We start from the raw sequence: 18,961 nt of genomic DNA, 5'->3' as shown, positions 1-18,961 counted from the left end.
AAAAAAGGGCGACCTCAGGGTCGCCCTTTTCCGTCGTCTGGATTTATTTGGTGCTGATCGCACCGTCTACCAGGGTTTGCGCTTCGGCCACCAGTTGCTTGAGGTGGTCGTCGCCGATGAAGCTTTCGGCGTAGATCTTGTAGATGTCTTCGGTGCCCGACGGACGTGCAGCGAACCAGCCGTTTTCGGTCATCACTTTCAGACCGCCGATGGCCTGATCGTTGCCTGGAGCCTTGCTGAGAATGCTCTGGATCTTCTCGCCCGCCAGTTCGGTCGAGGTGACCTGCTCCGGCGACAGTTTGCTCAGCAGCGCTTTCTGTTCCGGATTGGCCTTGGCGTCGACACGCACCGAGAACGGCTCGCCCAGCTCATCGGTCAACGCACGATAGGCCTGGCTTGGGTCGCGGCCGGTACGGGCGGTCATTTCAGCAGCCAGCAGGGCTGGAATCAGACCGTCCTTGTCAGTGCTCCAGACACCGCCGTCCTTGCGCAGGAACGAGGCACCGGCGCTTTCTTCGCCGCCAAAACCCAGCGAGCCGTCGAACAGACCATCGGCGAACCATTTGAAGCCGACCGGCACTTCGTACAGACGACGGCCCAGACGCTTGGCCACACGATCGATCAGACCGCTGCTGACCACGGTTTTACCCACGGCTGCGTCGGCACGCCATTGCGGACGATTCTGGAACAGGTAGTCGATCGATACCGCCAGGTAGTTGTTCGGTGCCAGCAGGCCACCGGACGGTGTGACGATGCCGTGACGGTCGTGATCCGGGTCGCAGGCGAACGCCACGTCAAAGCGCTCTTTCAGACCGATCAGGCCTTGCATGGCATGGCTGGACGATGGGTCCATGCGGATCTGCCCGTCCCAGTCGACGGTCATGAAGCGGAACGTCGAGTCGACTTCCTTGTTCACCACGTCCAGGTCAAGACGATAGTGCTCGGCAATCGCCGACCAGTAGCGCACCCCTGCTCCGCCCAGCGGATCGACACCCAGGCGCAGTTTGGCGCCGCGAATGGCATCGAAGTCGATGACGTTGATCAGGTCGGCCACGTAAGTGTTGACGTAGTCGTGACGGTGGGTAGTTTCGGCCTTGAGCGCCTGCTCGTAGCTGATGCGTTTGACGCCGGCCAGTTTGTTGGCCAGCAGTTCGTTGGCCTTGGCTTCGATCCACTTGGTGATGTGAGTGTCGGCCGGGCCGCCGTTGGTTGGGTTGTACTTGTAGCCGCCGCTTTGTGGCGGGTTGTGCGACGGGGTGATGACGATGCCGTCGGCAAGCCCCGTGGTGCGACCACGGTTGTAGCAAAGGATGGCGTGAGAAACCGCCGGGGTCGGCGTGTATTCATCGCCTTCGGCGATCATAACGGTCACGCCGTTTGCCGCCAGTACTTCCAGGGCGCTCGCCCCGGCCGGGGTCGACAGCGCATGCGTGTCGATGCCGACGAACAGCGGCCCGGTGATGCCCTGGGCTTCGCGATACAGGCAGATCGCCTGGCTGATGGCCAGAACGTGCCACTCGTTGAAACTCAAATCAAAGGAACTGCCCCGGTGCCCGGAGGTGCCGAACGCCACGCGCTGGGTGGAAACCGAGGCGTCGGGTTGACCGGTGTAATACGCCGTAACCAGTCGCGGGATGTCGACCAACAATTCTGCCGGTGCCGGTTTGCCCGCAAAAGGACTGAGTGTCATGCAAAACCTCTGAAATAGAGTGGTTCAGGAAATTACACCGGAGTTTACTGGCAGTTTGTCCGGAGTGCGATGGGGTCTATTGCGTACAAGCCGAGTGTTTTCGCGCATCTGTCCGCGGAGCCAGTCGCAACGCATCCCCAAGCAGTCCGACAAGTCTTAACAACTCGTGTTCCGTGCCACCAATCGCGCTCAAACGCATGTGCTGCGCGTGCAACCCTCTGAGGCTGAACAACTCCCCCGGCGCAATCAGCACATGTTGCTTGAGCAGCCGCTGAAACACCGCGTCCATCACGACCGGGCGCGCAGAATGCAGCCAGATCGTCGCACCGCCCTCAGGTTCGATGACGTGCAGAATGTCCCCCAGACGTTCGCGTATCAAATTGATCCATTGAGTCCGGCGCTCCTTGAGCAAGCGCTTGAGCATCGGCAGATGCTGGTCGACCCGCCCGCTCGCATAGAGTCGTGCAATCGCTTTCTGGCGGATTGGTGAAAGGCGAAACGAACGCAACAGAAAGTGACGCTGCAGGTCCGCGCGCCATTGCCGCGACAGGACAAAACCGTAGGGGGCTTCGACCCCGATGATTTTTTCGAACATGGAAAACACCAGCAGACGGTCGGGATCCACCAACTCGCGCAGCGGCTCCCCTTCGGCGTCGTCCAGCAAGTCGCCGTGGCAGTCATTTTCCAGCAACCAGGTGCCATGACTCAGCAGCAAATGCGCAATGGCCTCACGGCTGGCCGGCGGGATACGACTCCCGTGGGGCATGTTCAATCGGGAGGACAGCAGGATCAATCGGACCCGCTCGCTTTCAAGCAGTCTCTGGAGTTTCTGCGGATCGAATGCCCCGTCTGGCTGCAGCGGCAACTCGATCACCTGAACCTCGGCGGACTGAAACAAGCGCAGGATCATCCAGTCACACGGCGATTCGATCACCACGGTTGCGTGGCGCAACTCAAGGACGGCGATCAGGATTTCCAGCACTCCTCGCAGATCGGCACCGATGTAGACATCTTCAGCGTGCCAGCAATGGGCAGCCGATGACGTGTAGCGGGCCGCCAGCAGCGTGCGCAACTCCAGCTCGCCGCAAGGCTGGGCCGGCGTTTGCAGGTGCCGGGGATACTGGCGCAACAGCTCTCGTTCAAGCATCAGCAACGGACGATCGAGAGGCTGGATCGACGCCGGCTCATCGGCGCTCAATACCTGCATGCCAGTGCATCTGGCATTGACGTACACCGTTTCCAGCAAATCACCGCCGCGTCCGGGCGGCATGAACGACGATGCAGGCTGCGCGAAATATCCGGATTTGGCTACGGAATAGACCCGGCCTTCTTTCTCCAGCAGTGCGTAGGCGTATTGAATGGTCGAGATCGACACGTTCAACCGCTCGGCCAGTTGCCTCAACGATGGCAGTCGAATCGCTCCCTGGTTGCCCGGCTCGCTGATCAGTTGCGTCAGGTAGCGATAGACAGCCTGGTAGGCAAAATCAGATTCTCTCGGCTCACTCATGAGGGTACGTCCGCTGAGACGTCCGTGTGATCGGGCAGCAAAATCCCATTCAACCTTCCGCCGAGCGGTCGCCAAGAGTCACCTCGCGCTCGGGCAACTCCTGCGCTTGTGCGACGTGCTCGCCTGTCCGGACAGCCCCCATTGCATACAACCGGCAGATCAGTCGCAGTGGCAAGCCGCTGACATCGGTCATCCATTGCAAGACCTGCTCCGGTGCGTGCAGGCCCTGCATGGCGCGGTGCAGGTCCGGCATGGCGACCAGCATCCCCGGATGACAGGTGCGCAGGAATCGCTCAAGGCCGGCACCGGCATCGTTGAAGGGAGCGAACAGGAGACACACCAGTTGCGACTCGTTGAGGCCGAGATTCTTTTGCAGGGACGACGCTGCCAGCGACCGTTGCTCGGCTAGATCGCAAGAGTTGCCGAATGTGGAGACAAAACGTTCGCAAACCTGCTCTGGCGTGTTTCTGCGGCGCATCGTCGCCAAGCATTGCTGCAGATAGTCCGATACGCCGGTCTCATAGGTCCGGCCTTCGGTGTAACTGGCCTGCAACCCTTTCAGGTAGGCGCCGACCAGGGGATCAGCGCACTCGCCGGTGCGCGCTTCAAGCATCAGATCGTCGGCCTGAAACCCGAGGAAATCGCTGAGCAAGGGCCAGCGTTCCTCCATTTTGCCGACGACCATATCGTCAATACCGATATAGCTGGTGCGACGACAGGCTTCGAACTCGCCGAGGGGGCGCCAAGGCACCCGATCGTCTTGCGAGTAGAGTTCGCGATAACAATCGCCGCCGAGGCTGTCGAGCAGACTGAACAGCTCATCGAACCCGCCGCCCTTTCGCGACAACTCGCCAATCCCGACCTTGCGCACTGCCCTGTCCAGACCATCGAGAAACTGCTCCTGACGGCGCGCGTTGTCGCTGCTGATCAAGGCATCGACACCGTTGCTCCATCGGGCGACCTGGCCATAGAACTCAGCGGTGGTCAGATACTGGTCATCCCACAATGTCAGATCCTCATCCCATTCACGGCGATGCCCCACCATCAGCAGGTCGAGTCTGCCGGCCTCGCGCCCTTCATCGCAGATGGGCGCCAGATGGTTGAAAGGCAGGATTTCCCGATGATCGACCATCAACAACTCGACCCTCGGGTCATCATGCAGAAACAGTGCGCTGAAACTGCGATGCAGGTTGTGCAACGCCGAAGCCGGTACGCCGTTGCACCGCAGGGTCGCGACCCTCAACTGAAATGTGGCAGGTGCGCGGCCGGCGATGCTCAACTGCGCCGCGCGCAACAGGGCCAGGCTGTAGCAACAGTCGCGTGTGCCGGATTGAATCACCAACACCTTGAATTCACCGATGCGATCCATGCCCCCGGCAGCGACCGCCAGACGCTGGATCAACAGCTGCAATGCCGTGCGCTCGGCCCGGGAAAAGAAACTCAGCAGTCGTTGCAGAACTTGCTGGTAGACATAGTTCATTGCCTGATCATGGATCGTGCTCATCAGTACTTCACCCGGTATCAAAGGTTTTATATCGCGCGGCCGAAAATGGCGGACGCGCAATCATTCTTCATTAATTAATAGACGCTTAAATGCTAACACTTATGTTTTTGTAGTTATTTGAAACAGTTGAGCGCATGGCATTCAAGAATCACGAGCGACATGGCTGAAAGCCCCGTCGCTGCTGGACTCCTCGCAAGGCAGAATTTTCCTAGGAAACTTCTTACAAGCCCCTGCACATAATGAGCACAAGAAAAAAAGAAGGGATTACATGGCAGCCCTACAAACTTTAAACAGAAGTTTGAGGTGCGATGATAAACAGCCGTTTGATACTGCACAGAACAAATAGAATGCACAGACATAGCTCATTCCTTGAGATGAAAGTAGTCATTCAATTATCAGGGTCTGGAGGGCAATTAGAAGATACAGATCGAGAGCAAAAACCAGTTCAGTTGCTGAACGTCCCCAGGCGTCTGGCCCAGGGGTTTCTCGATATCTGAAGGATTAAACGCACAAGAGTCCGTGGGGCCACGGACTCTGATTGGAAGGGTCAGGCAGTTTCGATTTGCAGGGCAACCCGCTCGCGGCATGGGCACTCGTCCATGTAGCGGTGAGCTTCGACAAACTCGTTGAACGGAAACACACGCGTTTTTAGCGGCAGCAGCACACGGTCGGCAGTGAGCTGGTTGATATCACGCAAGGCACGCTGCAAGGCTACGTGATCCTGAACGATGCCGAGCTCCGGCTTGCCGGTGAAGTTGCCGATGCAATGCACGAAGAACTGAATGTTCTTCTGGAACGCTGCGCAGGCCGGGAATGGCGTCTGGTTGCCGCCCTGCAGGCCGTACAGCACCAGGCTGCCACGCGGTGCCAGTACATCGCCGAGCAGCGACATCTGTGGCCCGCCGAGACCGTCGAACACCACGTCGACACCGCGGTTGTCGGTGATCTTGTTGATCCGCATCAACAGGTCTTCTTCTTCGGTGACGATCACTTTCTCGGCACCGAGAGACAGCAGGTACTCACGCTCCTCCGCCGTTTTGGTGGCAGCAATCACCCGCACACCCAGCGCCTTGCCCAACTGGACGAAGGACGGACCGGCACAGTGGCTGGCGTCGGTCACCAGGGCGAACTGCCCGGGTTTGACCCGTGCCAGATCAACGTAACCGAAATAGGCGATCAACAGCGGCGTGTAATGCACGCTGGCTTCAATCGGGCTGAGCACGTCGGGATAACGGGTCAGCGCGGTGCGCGGCAGAACGATCAGTTCGCCGTAGACCGGATAATCATTGGGGCTCTCGGCCGGGAAGCTGGCCACCTTGTCGCCCACGGCCAGATCTTCGACGCCGTCGCCGATGGCCGTGACCACGCCGGCCATTTCATGACCGAGGCCGGAAGGCAGACGCGCCTGGGACGACGCCAGATTCTGGCGCCAGAGCGTGTCATACCAGCTGATGCCGATCGCCTCGACACGCACCTGCACTTCGCCAGGACCTGGCTGAGCAGCCGCATGCTCTTCGCATTTGAGCACCTCGGCTGGACCAAACTTGTGAAAACGGATCGTGCGGGACATCGCAAACCTCGTCAAAGTAACCTCTAATGCCATGAACTCTATCTGGGCTTTCCAGCCAAGACTATCAGTGGCTATTAATAGTCGACATGCCTGTCATTGATTCCGCAGCATGGTCAGCATTGAGAAAATCCATGAAAAAACTGCTGCCGCCTTCTCAGTAAAGCTGAATTACCCGGTGCAGACTACCAGCCTTTCCCCGTAAGATTCATGCCGGCCATTGTTCTCATATGGTCGCTCTCGTCAAGCTTGATGACTCTGCCAGGACTCCAGATGAATCGTAATGACCTGCGTCGTGTCGACCTCAACCTGTTGATCGTGTTCGAAACGCTGATGCATGAGCGCAGCGTGACCCGTGCGGCGGAGAAGCTGTTTCTCGGCCAGCCAGCGATCAGCGCGGCGCTTTCACGCCTGCGCGGCCTGTTCGACGACCCCTTGTTTGTGCGCACCGGGCGCAGCATGGAGCCTTCCGCCCGCGCGGTGGAAATCTTCGCCCTGCTCTCCCCGGCCCTCGACTCGATTTCGACGGCCGTCAGCCGCGCAGCGGAATTCGACCCGGCGACCAGCACTTCGGTATTTCGCATCGGCCTGTCGGACGACGTGGAATTCGCGTTGCTGCCAATGCTGCTCAAACGCCTCCGCGCCGAAGCCCCCGGCATCGTGCTGGTGGTGCGCCGCGTCAACTACATCCTGATGCCCGGCCTGCTCGCCTCCGGCGAAATCTCCATCGGCGTCAGCTACACCACCGACCTGCCGGCCAACGCCAAACGCAAGGTCCTGCGCCGCAGCGCACCCAAATTGCTGCGCGCCGATACTGTGCCGGGGCCGTTGAGCCTGGACGATTACTGCGCCCGACCGCATGCGCTGGTGTCGTTTGCGGGCGACCTCAGTGGTTTCGTCGATGAAGAGCTGGAAAAGCTCGAGCGTAAACGCCATGTGGTCCTGGCGGTGCCGCAGTTCAACGGATTGGGTACGCTGCTGGCGGGCACCGACATCGTCGCGACCGTCCCCGATTACACGGCGGACGCGCTGACGGCGGCTGGTGGTCTTCGCGCGGAAGATCCACCGTTGCCGACGCGCACGTTTGAACTGCATATGGCTTGGCGGGGGTCGCAGGATAACGACCCGGGGGAGCGGTGGTTGCGGTCGCGGATTCAGATGTTTTTTGGGGATCCGGATAGCCTGGCATAGCCTTTGCCATAACGAGTTATAGAGATTGTTGAATGTGGCAGTGGCTTGCGGCATTCTTCGCGACGAAATTTCCAGGGACGGTAAATTCCATGCGTGCTGCACGTATACAGACACCCGTCCCCTTCGCTATTTCGAACACCATCAAGGTGATTGAAAGCGAACACGCGCAACCGTCGCAGTTGCTTGGTCTGAAATATTGAAACGGAACTTCACATGAGCGGAAAACCTGCTGCACGCCTGACAGATCCCACTAGTTGCCCTCTACCGGGACATGGAACAAATCCGATCGCCAGTGGCTCGCCCAATGTCAACTTTGACGGGCTTGCTGCGGCCCGGATGGGCGACAAGTCCGCTTGCGGTAGCCCCATCACCGGAGGCGTCAGTGCAACGGTTTTTATCAATGGTTTGAACGCTGCGACGAAAGACAGCACGGGCGGGCACGGCAATGTGGTTGTGGGTGGTTCCGGAACAGTCATCATCGGAGACACATTCGTCCCGGCACCTTTCAGCGGCCTGCTACCGATGCCTGTGCACTTCAGCGACAAGATCAAATTGATCGACGAAAGCACCGGTGAACCGATGCCCAATCATGGTTACGCGATTCAGCGTGCTGATGGCAGCTTCGAGTATGGAACCAGTGATGCGTCGGGATTCACACACGTCGTGAGTTCACACTTGGCAGAAACCATAAAACTGTTTTTGGAAGATTGACAACCATGCCGGCAGAGCAAATCAAACTTCCCAATGGCAATACCGCAAGCCTGTCCGTCACACCGACATTGACAGTCGTGAAAGATCAGACTGTAAAGACGGCCCCCGTTCCAGCGAAGAAGGCTATCGTCTTTTTCATTGGTGGAGCTGCCGACCAGGAGAAATACTATTTCCAGGGAGCTTTCCACAATATCGATGACGCCCAAAAACTGCTCGATGCAAAAATCGCCGGCAACAAAAAGCTGAAGACGAAATATACCGGACTCCCAAAAAGCTATAAGGACGCAAGGGGTTCCGGCGACATTCAGACTCACTTTATAGACAACATACCCAGTAAATCCTGTCCGGTTTACATCGTTGGTCATAGCCTCGGTGGATGGAATGGCGCACATCTGTCGCAGATCCTGTCCGAGGCCGGTTACACCATTAAATTTTTGGTGACGCTCGATCCAGTGGGTGAAGGTTTTTTTGTATGGCTGGGTTCCGACATCTACTTTTCTGAACCAACACCTGTCGCTGAAACATGGATCAACATCCGGGCGAATGCCAGCAAGCCTGATAATTCTGATGGCGTCGCTGATTTCGGGGAGCGCTGGATAATCGAGGCAGGTCCGACCGTCAATAAAACCATTGATCGACACCATGCCTCGGCTGACTGGATGTTTATTGAGCCTGTTCAAGGGGCCAAGTCCGCCTGCGATCTGATTTTTGATTCAATCAACGGTATCTTCGGCCAATGAACGGACTACGCGGTGTCATTTACCTTGCATTGCTTCTCTGTAGTGGCTGTGTCAAAACGGCCAGCATTCCACCGGCCGATCTCACGTTATCGTCCTTCAGAATGGGTTCCAGTAATCTGTTCACGGCACACTTCAGCTCCACTGTGGATTTGCAGAACGCTTTCAGTGATTACGAACAGTCCAATCAGCTCTCACCGACCCTGATTTGCTCCCTGAATCGAGACACGGAGTTCTCATCCGAGCATCCAATTGCCGTAAAAGCTGAAGGGCGAGTAATCGCCAGCAGTCAAACCAAACCCAATTACAAGTTTTCCTCCGAACTCATCTTTTACTACACCAACCCGAATGGAACTCAACGCGACTTGAATGACTATGACGCCATCAAGCCGTTGCTCGAGTCGCAAAATTCGATCCCATGCAAAGTTCGGATAACCGCCTATGGGTACGAAGCCTATTACTCGAATACGCTATTGATTCCGTCCAGGGTTATGATTGAGCAGATTTTCAGATAGACGCTAATCGAAGGTCTATTGCCGGCCCTGTCGCAAGGCGGGGTCGGCATTTTTAATCCTCGCGTAATCACCACCGTACAGTTTCACAACCGACCTTTGCGTCTCAGGTAACAGAGAATTGCCCTGAAACCAATTGATAGCCCCCTAACGAAAGGTGCATGCTAGAGGGCTTCCCTCGGGCTTATATCATTCCGAATGATAGTTACCTTCGTGTCATTCGATTCGTTTGCCATCTACCCGCCGAGCATCATCCGCCCATCTTCAATACATTGGCGGATGCATCCATGGAACAATCACTCAAACATTTGCGCTTCCCGTTGGCTATGTTGGCCGTGCTGGTGATGAGCGCCTGCGGCAAGACTCCGGAAACCGCCGCCACCATGCCTGCTGCCAAAGTCAGCGTGGCCAAGGTGCTGGAACAACCGGTCAACGAGTGGGACGAATTCACCGGGCGTCTCGAGGCGCCGGAAACCGTTGAAATCCGTCCGCGGGTCTCCGGCCAGATCGACGAAGTCGCCTTCACCGAAGGTGCGCTGGTCAAGAAAGGCGACCTGCTGTTCCAGATCGACCCGCGTCCGTTCCAGGCCGAGGTCCGCCGCCTCGAAGCTCTGGTAGCCCAATCCCGCGCCAATGCCACCCGCAGTGAAAACGAAGCCGGCCGTGGCGAACGCCTGCGTGCCAGCAACGCCATCTCCGCCGAACTGGCCGACTCGCGCACCAGCGCTGCCCAAGAAGCCCGTGCTGCTGTCGGCGCGCTGCAAGCGCAACTGGATCTGGCCAAACTGAACCTGAGCTTTACCCGCGTCACCGCGCCAATCAGCGGCCGCGTCAGCCGTGCCGAGATCACCGCCGGCAACCTGGTGACCGCCGACACCACTGCGCTGACCAGCGTGGTTTCCACCGACAAGGTCTACGCCTATTTCGACGCCGACGAGCGTGTGTTCCTCAAATACACCCAACTCGCCCGTCAGGGTCAGCGCGGTGCAACCACTCCGGTGTACATGGGCCTGTCCAATGAAGACGGCAACCCGCACCTGGGCCAGATGAACTTCGTCGACAACCAGGTCAACCCGAAAACCGGCACCATCCGTGGTCGCGCCGTGTTCGACAACAGCGACGGCACCTACACCCCGGGTCTGTATGCACGACTGAAACTGGTCGGCAGCGGCACCTACAACGCGATGTTGATCAACGATGAAGCGGTCGGTACCGACCTCGGCAAGAAGTTCGTGCTGGTGATGGATGGCGACAACAAGACCGTCTACCGCGCCGTCGAGCTCGGGCCGAAGATCGAAGGCCTGCGTATCGTGCGCAGCGGCCTGAACAAGGACGACACGATCATCGTCAAGGGTCTGCAACGGGTTCGCCCTGGCTCCCCGGTTTCGCCTGAAGTGATCCCGATGGCCAGCGAGCAAACCATTGCCGCTCTCGCTCAACAACGACAAGCGCTGGAAGCCAGCAACCTGCCCAAAGTCGCACCTGCCAAAGGCGCGCCGGGTTCGGTTGTGAAACTGGCTGCTGCGACCCCACGCGGTTAAGGGACGACAACTCCGATGAATTTTTCCCAATTCTTCATTTCACGGCCGATCTTCGCAGCGGTGCTGTCGCTGCTGATCCTGATCGCCGGTGCGATTTCGCTGTTCCAGCTGCCGATCAGCGAATACCCGGAAGTCGTGCCACCGACCGTGGTGGTGCGTGCCAACTTCCCGGGCGCCAACCCAAAAGTCATCGGTGAAACCGTGGCGGCTCCGCTGGAGCAAGCCATCACCGGCGTCGAGAACATGCTGTACATGTCCTCGCAATCCACCGCTGACGGCAAGATCACCCTGACTATCACCTTCGCTCTGGGCACTGACCTGGATAACGCGCAGGTGCAAGTTCAGAATCGCGTGACTCGTACCGAGCCGAAACTTCCAGAAGAAGTGACGCGCATCGGTATCACCGTCGACAAGGCTTCGCCCGACCTGACCATGGTTGTGCACTTGACCTCGCCGGACAAGCGCTACGACATGCTGTACCTGTCCAACTACGCGATCCTCAACATCAAGGACGAGCTCGCTCGCCTCGGCGGTGTCGGTGACGTGCAGCTGTTCGGTATGGGCGACTACTCGCTGCGTGTATGGCTCGACCCGAACAAGACCGCTTCGCGCAATCTGACCGCGACTGATGTGGTCACCGCCATTCGCGAACAGAACCGTCAGGTGGCCGCCGGCCAGTTGGGCGCGCCCCCTGCCCCGACTGCGCAAAGCTTCCAGTTGTCGATCAACACTCAGGGCCGCCTGGTCACCGAGGAAGAGTTCGAGAACATCGTCATTCGCGCCGGTGACAATGGTGAAATCACCCGCCTGAAGGACATCGCCCGCGTCGAACTGGGTTCTAGCCAATACGCCCTGCGTTCGTTGCTGAACAATCAGCCGGCCGTAGCGATCCCGATCTTCCAGCGCCCTGGCTCCAACGCCATCGAAATCTCGAACGAAGTTCGCGGCAAGATGGAAGAACTGAAGAAAAGCTTCCCGCAAGGCATGGACTACAGCATCGTCTATGACCCGACGATCTTCGTGCGCGGCTCCATCGAGGCGGTGGTTCACACCCTCTTCGAAGCACTGATTCTCGTGGTTCTGGTAGTGATTCTGTTCCTGCAGACCTGGCGCGCCTCGATCATTCCGTTGGTGGCGGTGCCGGTATCGTTGATCGGTACGTTTGCGGTGATGCACCTGTTCGGCTTCTCGCTCAACGCGCTGTCGCTGTTCGGCCTGGTACTGGCGATCGGTATCGTGGTGGACGACGCCATCGTGGTGGTTGAGAACGTCGAGCGGAACATTGAACTGGGGCTCAACCCCTTCGATGCGACCAAAAAGGCCATGGGCGAAGTGACCGGCCCGATCATTGCCACGGCGCTGGTGCTGTGTGCGGTGTTCGTACCGGCGGCATTCATCTCGGGCCTCACTGGTCAGTTCTACAAGCAGTTCGCACTGACCATCGCGATCTCGACCGTGATCTCGGCCTTCAACTCGCTGACCCTGTCGCCAGCGCTGGCCGCTGTGTTGCTTAAAGGTCACGACGCACCGAAAGACCGCTTCTCGCGAGTGCTGGACAAGATCTTCGGTGGCTGGCTGTTCCGTCCGTTCAACCGTTTCTTCGACCGTGCCAGTCATGGCTACGTCGGCACCGTGCGCCGGGTTATCCGTGGCAGCGGCATCGCCCTCTTCCTGTACGCAGGCCTGATGGTGCTGACCTTCTTCGGTTTCTCCAGTACGCCGACCGGATTCGTACCCGGCCAGGACAAGCAATACCTGGTGGCCTTCGCGCAACTGCCGGACGCCGCGAGCCTGGACCGTACCGAAGACGTGATCAAACGCATGTCCGACCTGGCACTGAAACAGCCTGGCGTGGAAAGCGCCGTAGCGTTCCCGGGCCTGTCGATCAACGGCTTCACCAACAGCCCGAACGCCGGCATCGTGTTCGTGACCCTGAAACCGTTCGACGAGCGTAAAGACCCGAGCATGTCCGCCGGTGCGATTGCCGGTGCCTTGAACGGCCAGTACGCCGGGATTCAGGAAGCCTACATGGCGATCTTCCCGCCGCCGCCGGTACAAGGCCTGGGCACCATTGGTGGTTTCCGCCTGCAAATCGAAGACCGGGGCAACCTGGGCTACGAAGAGCTGTACAAGGAAACCATGAACATTATTGCCAAGAGCCATAACGTTCCGGAACTGGCCAACCTGTTCACCAGCTACACCGTGAACGTGCCGCAGGTCGATGCCGCCATCGACCGCGAAAAAGCCAAGACCCACGGCGTGGCCGTCAGCGACATCTTCGACACCCTGCAGATCTACCTGGGTTCGCTGTATGCCAACGACTTCAACCGCTTCGGTCGTACCTATCAGGTCAACGTTCAGGCAGAGCAACAGTTCCGCCTCGAATCCGACCAGATCGGCCAGCTGAAAGTACGCAACAACAAAGGCGAAATGATCCCGCTGGCGACCTTCATCAAGGTCAGCGACACCTCGGGCCCGGATCGCGTGATGCACTACAACGGCTTCATCACCGCTGAGATCAACGGTGCGGCAGCTCCGGGCTACAGCTCTGGCCAGGCCGAAAAAGCCATCGAGAAACTGCTCAAGGATGAACTTCCGAACGGCATGACCTACGAGTGGACCGACCTGACCTACCAGCAGATTCTGTCCGGCAACACCGCGCTGTTCGTGTTCCCGCTCTGCGTACTGCTGGCATTCCTGGTGCTCGCGGCTCAATACGAAAGCTGGAGCCTGCCACTGGCGGTGATCCTGATCGTACCGATGACCCTGCTGTCGGCCATCACCGGTGTGATCATCTCTGGCGGCGACAACAACATCTTCACCCAGATCGGCTTGATCGTACTGGTGGGCCTGGCGTGTAAGAACGCGATTCTGATCGTCGAGTTCGCCAAGGATAAGCAGGAAGAAGGCCTCGATCCGCTGGCCGCCGTACTGGAAGCCTGCCGTCTGCGTCTGCGGCCGATCCTGATGACTTCGTTCGCGTTCATCATGGGTGTGGTGCCACTGGTGTTCTCCAGCGGTGCCGGTGCCGAGATGCGTCACGCCATGGGTGTGGCGGTGTTCTCCGGGATGCTCGGTGTGACCTTCTTCGGTCTGCTGCTGACCCCCGTGTTCTATGTGCTGATCCGCAATTTCGTGGAGCGTAGCGAAGCGCGCAAAGCGGCCAAGGCGAACAATCTTCAAAAGCCACTGGAGGCGCACCAATGAGTCTGAAAGTCTTCCTGCCGAGCCTGCTGGTGCTGGCCCTGAGTGCCTGCGCCGTCGGCCCTGACTACAAGACCCCGACGACGGAGGCGGCGAACATCACGTCCGCCACCGACGGCGCCGCCGGCCAGAAGAACTTCGACCGTTCGAAATTCGAAGGCATCTGGTGGCAGCAGTTCGACGATCCGACTCTCAACCAGTTGGTGACCCAATCGCTGCAAGGCAACCGTGAATTGCGCGTGGCGTTCGCCCGCTGGAAAGCCGCCCGGGCGATCCGCGACGACGCCAGCAACGACGCGATGCCGACCATCACCAGCCGCGCCAGCAGCGATCTGGCCAAAGGTCAGATCCCGGGCCAGACCACCAACCGGGTCAATAGCGAGCGCTATGACCTGGGGCTGGACATGGCCTGGGAGCTGGATCTGTTCGGACGCATCCAGCGCAATCTGGAAGCCAGCGACGCCGACCAGCAAGCGGCCGAAGCCGATCTGTACCAACTGCAAGTCACCATGATTGCCGAACTGGTGGACGCTTACGGTCAACTGCGCGGCGCTCAATTGCGGGAAAAGATCGCCCTGGCCAACCTGAACAACCAGCAGGAGTCGCGCAAGATCACCATCAGCCTGCGTGACGCCGGCGTTGGTGATCAGCTCGATGTTGAACGGGCCGATGCCCGTCTGGCGTCGGTCGAAGCCAGTGTGCCGCAGTTGCAGGCGGAACAGGCCCGGCAGAAAAACCGCATCGCTACCCTGCTGGGTGAGCGTCCGGACAAACTGACCGTCGACCTGAGCCCGAAAGACCTGCCGGCGATTGCCAAGGCCTTGCCGATCGGTGATCCGGGCGAACTGCTGCAGCGTCGTCCGGACATCCTCAGCGCCGAACGCAAACTGGCGTCGGCCACGGCACGTATCGGTGTGGCCAAGGCCGACCTGTTTCCTCGGGTCAGCCTCAGCGGTTTCCTCGGCTGGACGGCCGGGCGTGGTTCGCAGATCGGTTCCTCGGCGGCCAACGCCTGGGCTCTGGGCCCGAGCATCACCTGGGCAGCGTTTGACCTTGGCAGCGTGCGGGCCCGTTTGCGTGGCGCCGATGCCGATGCCGAAGGCGCACTGGCGACCTACGAGCAGCAAGTATTGCTCGCGCTGGAAGAGTCGGAAAACGCCTTCAGTGATTACGGCAAGCGTCAGCAACGTCTGATCTCGTTGATCCGTCAGAGCGAGTCGAGCCGCAAGGCTGCCGACCTCGCCGAGATTCGCTACCGCGAAGGCACCACCGATTTCCTGGTGTTGCTCGACGCCCAGCGTGAACGTTTGAACGCCGAAGACAGCCAGGCCCAGGCCGAAGTGGATCTGTATCGCGGCATCGTCGCGATCTACAAGGCCCTAGGTGGCGGTTGGCAGCCAGAGACGGTCGCCAGCAAGTAACAGTTTTTTAAAGAGCTCCTTTGGTTGGCCGCAACCAACCAAATTTTTTGCCCCGCGTATCATTCGGTCGCGGGGCTTTTTTGTACCTGTCTTTCATGGTTTTCCAGCACGGTGACCGTGGCGGTAGTGCCGGCTCTCAGTCGGTCCTTGCCCGCGTAATCGGGATCGATGCCGATCCGCACGGGTACTCGTTGCGCCAGTTTCACCCAGGTGTAGCTGGGGTTGATGTTGGCCAGCAATCGACTGCCCGGCGCATTTTCCCGGTCAGCAATGGCAAAGGCGATGCTTTGCACGGTGCCGCCGAATTTTTCCCCGCTCATCAATTCGATCCGCACCCGATCACCCTCCTCGATCCGTGGCAGTTTGGTTTCCTCGAAATAGCCGCTGACGTAAAAGGAGCTACTGTCCACCAGCGCCAGCAACGCGCCGCCGGCCACCGCGTAATCCCCCTGACGGGTCAGCAGATTGGTGACATAACCGCTGACCGGCGCTTCGACACGGGTGCGTTGCAGATCCAGTTCTGCCTGGGTCAGCGCGGCAATCGCCAGTTGCACGTTGGCTTCGGCCAGACCGAGATTCGCCTGATTGCGTAACAGATCGGCCTGGGCCACCGCCACGTCGGTGCTGGACTTCTCCCACTCCTCACCGGAAATCGCGAATCCTTGCTTGAGCGTACGTCGCCGGCGCTCTTCACTCTGGCGTTGTTTGAGCAATGCCTCGCTGGCGACAATCGCCGCTTGCGACTGCCCGAGCGTGGCCTTTGAGACCTCCACCGAGCGCTTCGCATGCTCGACGGCGAGGCTGTAGCGCGCCGGATCGATCTCAAGCAGCAACTGGCCCTTGTCGACATGCTGGTTGTCCTGCACCGCCAGTGTGACGATGCGGCCCGAAACATCCGCCGACAGCGTCACCACATCCGCCCTCACCCGCGCATCCCGCGTCCACGGGGCCCGGGTGTAATGTTCCCAGGCGAACCAGCCAAGCACGATTGCCAGCAGCACCACCGCCAATGTCGTCAATCGAGTGAGCAACGTCTTCAAGGTTTCAGGCTCCCATCAGCAATATCAATGCGGCGCATACACAGGCGTACAAGGCGCCTTCGAACAGCGCCTCGTGCCAGACAAAACGCAGGACGCCAAGCCGGCGCAAACCCCAGTCGAGCAGCAGAAAAACCGGTATGGCCAGTAACAAAGCCTGGGCGATGGGTGGCAGGTAAACGCCGCCGATCTCGAAATCAATGGGCAAGGACGGGTTCTCCTTCAGGACGGTTGGGCTGCAAATGCTCGCCATGTCGCTCCAGAAACGACACCACGATCAACAGGGCCACACGCATGCGAAACACCGACCACAAGTGCTCATGGGTGGCGACATGCAAGGCATCCAGCTCATCGCCGAGCGCATGCAGCGTAGTCAGCAACGGTGTCAGGCGCACGTCCGGTCGGCCGGCGACGAAACGGCCGGTCTGACGCAATGCCGTCGACAGCTGCCGACCGAATGCGTCAGTGAGCAGAGTATTGTTCTGTGCCTGTTGCCTGAGCTGGTGCATGGCCACGCCCAGCGCTACACAGGCGAGACTGATTTCATACAAACGCTGCATATCCCGATCATTGGCGGCCGGCAGCACGCCCAGCATCGAGGTCAGGCGATCGACCATTCGACTTTCGAAGGCGAATTGCTGTTCATCGGTGGCCGGACTCTTGGTCAGTTGGTAGACCTGCTCCCGCGCCTCGTTATAAAAGCGCCTGATTCGAAAGGCCGGGCGGAACGGGAAGATCCAGGCATAGACAATCAGAGCCAGCATCGCTGCACTGACATAGGCTCCGGCGAATTCGAACCATTGAATGGCGGTGTTCTGCCCGGTGCCGACGTTCTGCGGACCGAGCATCAGGAAACTCGACAGCCCCAGCCCCATTCCGATACCGGCAGTGGCCGGGCTGGACAGTCCGACCGCGATCACATACAGCAAAGGCGCGAGCAACAAGGCCAACATTTCGAAATCGCTGATCGCCGGAACCAGCATGAATTGATAGAACGCCGACACCAACAAGGCCAGTCCCAGCCCTCGGGCGTAACTCTGCGCGGCAATTAAAGGACGTGGAAATGTCGCCATCAACGAACACAGAATCCCCACCAGAATCATCCCGCCCCGCGCGCCGTCCCAAGCGGTTTCGATCCAGATCAACCCGGCCACCAGCAACGCGCTGAAGGCGCGGATGGCGTTCATCGTCGCGAGGGTAAAATCCAGGTGCAAGGGGCTGGACTGGCCACGGAACATGCAGCTGGCCTCCCGCCCTTCCTGTATCGCGTCGCTCAGTTCGAGAATCTGCTCCAGCTGCTGCAACAGCCGCGCCTGTTCCCAGCGCAATGCCCAGGCCAGCGAGCGCAGGGTTGCACTCATGTCTTCCGTCAGTTGTTCGGCCTTGTAGGCGAGCGCTTCGAATTGCTGTTGCAGCGCGATGAACTGGTGCCGAACCTCGGCCGGCAATGAGCGCCCTTGCTGTGCGAGCTGATCAAGAAGTGCCAGCTCCTCGGCGCGCAGTTGCTGGATGTCCAGCGGCAGATCGCCCTCCCAGCGTTCGGTGAGCAATTCCCGCTGGTGGCGCAAAGCGGTCAGGCGCGAAGTCAGCAGCATCAGCTGATTGCCCAGCAACAGCACCAGATTGTTGGCACTGCGCAGGCGCGGAGCGTCGAAATACAAATGCCGGCGCAGCCCTTCAAGGGCGCTGATTTCCCCCAGCAGCTGCATTTGCCGGCGCTGAAAGTCCGCGTCGCTTTCTTCGGTGCGAAGCACAGCGGCGGCATGGGTGGCGGCGAGCTTGATCACCTGATCGACCTTCGCGAAATAGTTGCGCGATACCGCCTCTGGCCGCGCCGTCAGCAGGCTGACCACGCATACGCACGCTACCGCCAGCAAGGTTTCGGTAACCCGGGTGACCGCCAGCAGAAAGGTGCCGTCCTGATCCGGAATCGCCAATAGCGCCACCACCACGGCGGTGTACCCGCTAAGCACGAACGCCTGGGAGCTGGTGTAACGCAACAACGTGCCGCCGGCTGTGCACAGGGCCAGCCATAGCGCCAGAGTCGTGATGAACGGCAACGGCGCCTGGGGGAAAATCGCCATCAGCAGCACCGCCACCGCCGCACCGAGGGTCGTGCCGATGATTTGCCCGAAGCTGCGTGCCAGCGCCATCCCGGCGAGTGGCTGGCTGATGATAACGACGGCCATGATCGACCACTTCGGTTGATCCAGATCGAACAGGAACGCCAGATACAAGGTCAGCAATCCGGCGGCAATGGTGCGCAAACCAAACAGCAGCACTGCCTGGCTGGGGTGGATCACCGCCTTGAAATAAATAAGCAGGGATTGCATGGGTAG

13 protein-coding genes are annotated in these 18,961 nt (G+C 59.3%); 6 read left to right on the top strand and 7 right to left on the bottom strand.

From position 1 onward, the window contains the following. Positions 1–43 precede the first annotated feature (43 nt). The 4 genes from pgm to LOY31_RS14370 all read right to left on the bottom strand — a co-directional run bounded on the left by pgm (position 44) and on the right by LOY31_RS14370 (position 6,271). A complete protein-coding gene (pgm, locus tag LOY31_RS14385) occupies positions 44–1,690 on the bottom strand; it encodes a phosphoglucomutase (alpha-D-glucose-1,6-bisphosphate-dependent) (protein WP_192561059.1) in 1,647 nt (548 codons plus the stop codon). Positions 1,691–1,766: 76 nt separating this feature from the next. Continuing rightward, positions 1,767–3,197, bottom strand: coding sequence for a PLP-dependent aminotransferase family protein (locus LOY31_RS14380; protein ID WP_085603773.1), 1,431 nt, complete (start codon positions 3,195–3,197; stop codon positions 1,767–1,769). Positions 3,198–3,246: 49 nt separating this feature from the next. Beyond that, positions 3,247–4,701: a hypothetical protein gene (locus tag LOY31_RS14375; protein WP_258713578.1), complete on the bottom strand. Its 1,455-nt coding sequence runs from the start codon at positions 4,699–4,701 to the stop codon at positions 3,247–3,249. 547 nt (positions 4,702–5,248) lie between these two features. Next, positions 5,249–6,271 (bottom strand): zinc-dependent alcohol dehydrogenase family protein, encoded by a 1,023-nt coding sequence (locus LOY31_RS14370; RefSeq protein ID WP_007954559.1) that lies wholly within the window; start codon positions 6,269–6,271, stop codon positions 5,249–5,251. 270 nt (positions 6,272–6,541) lie between these two features. On the opposite strand from LOY31_RS14370, the gene LOY31_RS14365 reads away from it, so the two are divergent. The 6 genes from LOY31_RS14365 to LOY31_RS14340 all read left to right on the top strand — a co-directional run bounded on the left by LOY31_RS14365 (position 6,542) and on the right by LOY31_RS14340 (position 15,585). Further along, positions 6,542–7,459 (top strand): LysR family transcriptional regulator, encoded by a 918-nt coding sequence (locus LOY31_RS14365; protein ID WP_258713577.1) that lies wholly within the window; start codon positions 6,542–6,544, stop codon positions 7,457–7,459. A gap of 213 nt (positions 7,460–7,672) precedes the next feature. Further along, positions 7,673–8,170, top strand: a complete 498-nt coding sequence (locus LOY31_RS14360; RefSeq protein ID WP_085603781.1) for a PAAR domain-containing protein — start codon at positions 7,673–7,675, stop codon at positions 8,168–8,170. A 5-nt stretch (positions 8,171–8,175) separates the two neighbouring features. Continuing rightward, positions 8,176–8,910 (top strand): alpha/beta hydrolase, encoded by a 735-nt coding sequence (locus tag LOY31_RS14355; protein WP_258713576.1) that lies wholly within the window; start codon positions 8,176–8,178, stop codon positions 8,908–8,910. Between the two features lie 796 nt (positions 8,911–9,706). Next, positions 9,707–10,960, top strand: a complete 1,254-nt coding sequence (gene mexE / locus LOY31_RS14350) for a multidrug efflux RND transporter periplasmic adaptor subunit MexE (RefSeq protein WP_258713575.1) — start codon at positions 9,707–9,709, stop codon at positions 10,958–10,960. A 15-nt stretch (positions 10,961–10,975) separates the two neighbouring features. Then, on the top strand, positions 10,976–14,167 hold the full coding sequence (locus tag LOY31_RS14345; RefSeq protein ID WP_258713574.1) for an efflux RND transporter permease subunit: 3,192 nt from the start codon (positions 10,976–10,978) through the stop codon (positions 14,165–14,167). Then, positions 14,164–15,585, top strand: coding sequence for an efflux transporter outer membrane subunit (locus tag LOY31_RS14340; protein WP_127798089.1), 1,422 nt, complete (start codon positions 14,164–14,166; stop codon positions 15,583–15,585). Before LOY31_RS14345 ends, LOY31_RS14340 begins: the two co-directional genes overlap by 4 nt. Before the next feature lie 59 nt (positions 15,586–15,644). Here the strand turns inward: LOY31_RS14340 and LOY31_RS14335 are convergent, their stop codons facing one another. The 3 genes from LOY31_RS14335 to LOY31_RS14325 are packed head-to-tail and all read right to left on the bottom strand — an operon-like array spanning position 15,645 to position 18,955. Then, on the bottom strand, positions 15,645–16,625 hold the full coding sequence (locus LOY31_RS14335) for an HlyD family secretion protein (protein WP_085603797.1): 981 nt from the start codon (positions 16,623–16,625) through the stop codon (positions 15,645–15,647). 4 nt (positions 16,626–16,629) lie between these two features. Next, positions 16,630–16,830: a DUF1656 domain-containing protein gene (locus LOY31_RS14330; RefSeq protein WP_039768281.1), complete on the bottom strand. Its 201-nt coding sequence runs from the start codon at positions 16,828–16,830 to the stop codon at positions 16,630–16,632. Further along, positions 16,820–18,955 carry an FUSC family protein gene (locus LOY31_RS14325; RefSeq protein WP_085603800.1) on the bottom strand — a complete coding sequence of 712 codons (2,136 nt, stop codon included), beginning with the start codon at positions 18,953–18,955 and terminating at the stop codon, positions 16,820–16,822. The genes LOY31_RS14330 and LOY31_RS14325 overlap by 11 nt, the downstream gene beginning before the upstream one ends. Positions 18,956–18,961 lie beyond the last annotated feature (6 nt).

The sequence above is a fragment of the Pseudomonas sp. B21-021 genome (genome assembly GCF_024749205.1).
In the GTDB taxonomy this organism is placed as follows: Bacteria; Pseudomonadota; Gammaproteobacteria; order Pseudomonadales; family Pseudomonadaceae; genus Aquipseudomonas; species Aquipseudomonas paraglycinae.
Note: the sequence above shows the minus strand (reverse complement) of the source record. Positions and strands in the feature narration are given on the sequence as shown.

Coding starts and splice junctions, on each gene's coding strand:
- pgm (WP_192561059.1), bottom strand. CDS start 1,690: ATGACACTCAGTCCTTTTGCGGGCAAACCGGCACCGGCAGAATTGTTG.
- LOY31_RS14325 (WP_085603800.1), bottom strand. CDS start 18,955: ATGCAATCCCTGCTTATTTATTTCAAGGCGGTGATCCACCCCAGCCAG.
- LOY31_RS14370 (WP_007954559.1), bottom strand. CDS start 6,271: ATGTCCCGCACGATCCGTTTTCACAAGTTTGGTCCAGCCGAGGTGCTC.
- LOY31_RS14365 (WP_258713577.1), top strand. CDS start 6,542: ATGAATCGTAATGACCTGCGTCGTGTCGACCTCAACCTGTTGATCGTG.
- LOY31_RS14375 (WP_258713578.1), bottom strand. CDS start 4,701: ATGAGCACGATCCATGATCAGGCAATGAACTATGTCTACCAGCAAGTT.
- LOY31_RS14340 (WP_127798089.1), top strand. CDS start 14,164: ATGAGTCTGAAAGTCTTCCTGCCGAGCCTGCTGGTGCTGGCCCTGAGT.
- LOY31_RS14360 (WP_085603781.1), top strand. CDS start 7,673: ATGAGCGGAAAACCTGCTGCACGCCTGACAGATCCCACTAGTTGCCCT.
- LOY31_RS14355 (WP_258713576.1), top strand. CDS start 8,176: ATGCCGGCAGAGCAAATCAAACTTCCCAATGGCAATACCGCAAGCCTG.
- LOY31_RS14345 (WP_258713574.1), top strand. CDS start 10,976: ATGAATTTTTCCCAATTCTTCATTTCACGGCCGATCTTCGCAGCGGTG.
- LOY31_RS14380 (WP_085603773.1), bottom strand. CDS start 3,197: ATGAGTGAGCCGAGAGAATCTGATTTTGCCTACCAGGCTGTCTATCGC.
- mexE (WP_258713575.1), top strand. CDS start 9,707: ATGGAACAATCACTCAAACATTTGCGCTTCCCGTTGGCTATGTTGGCC.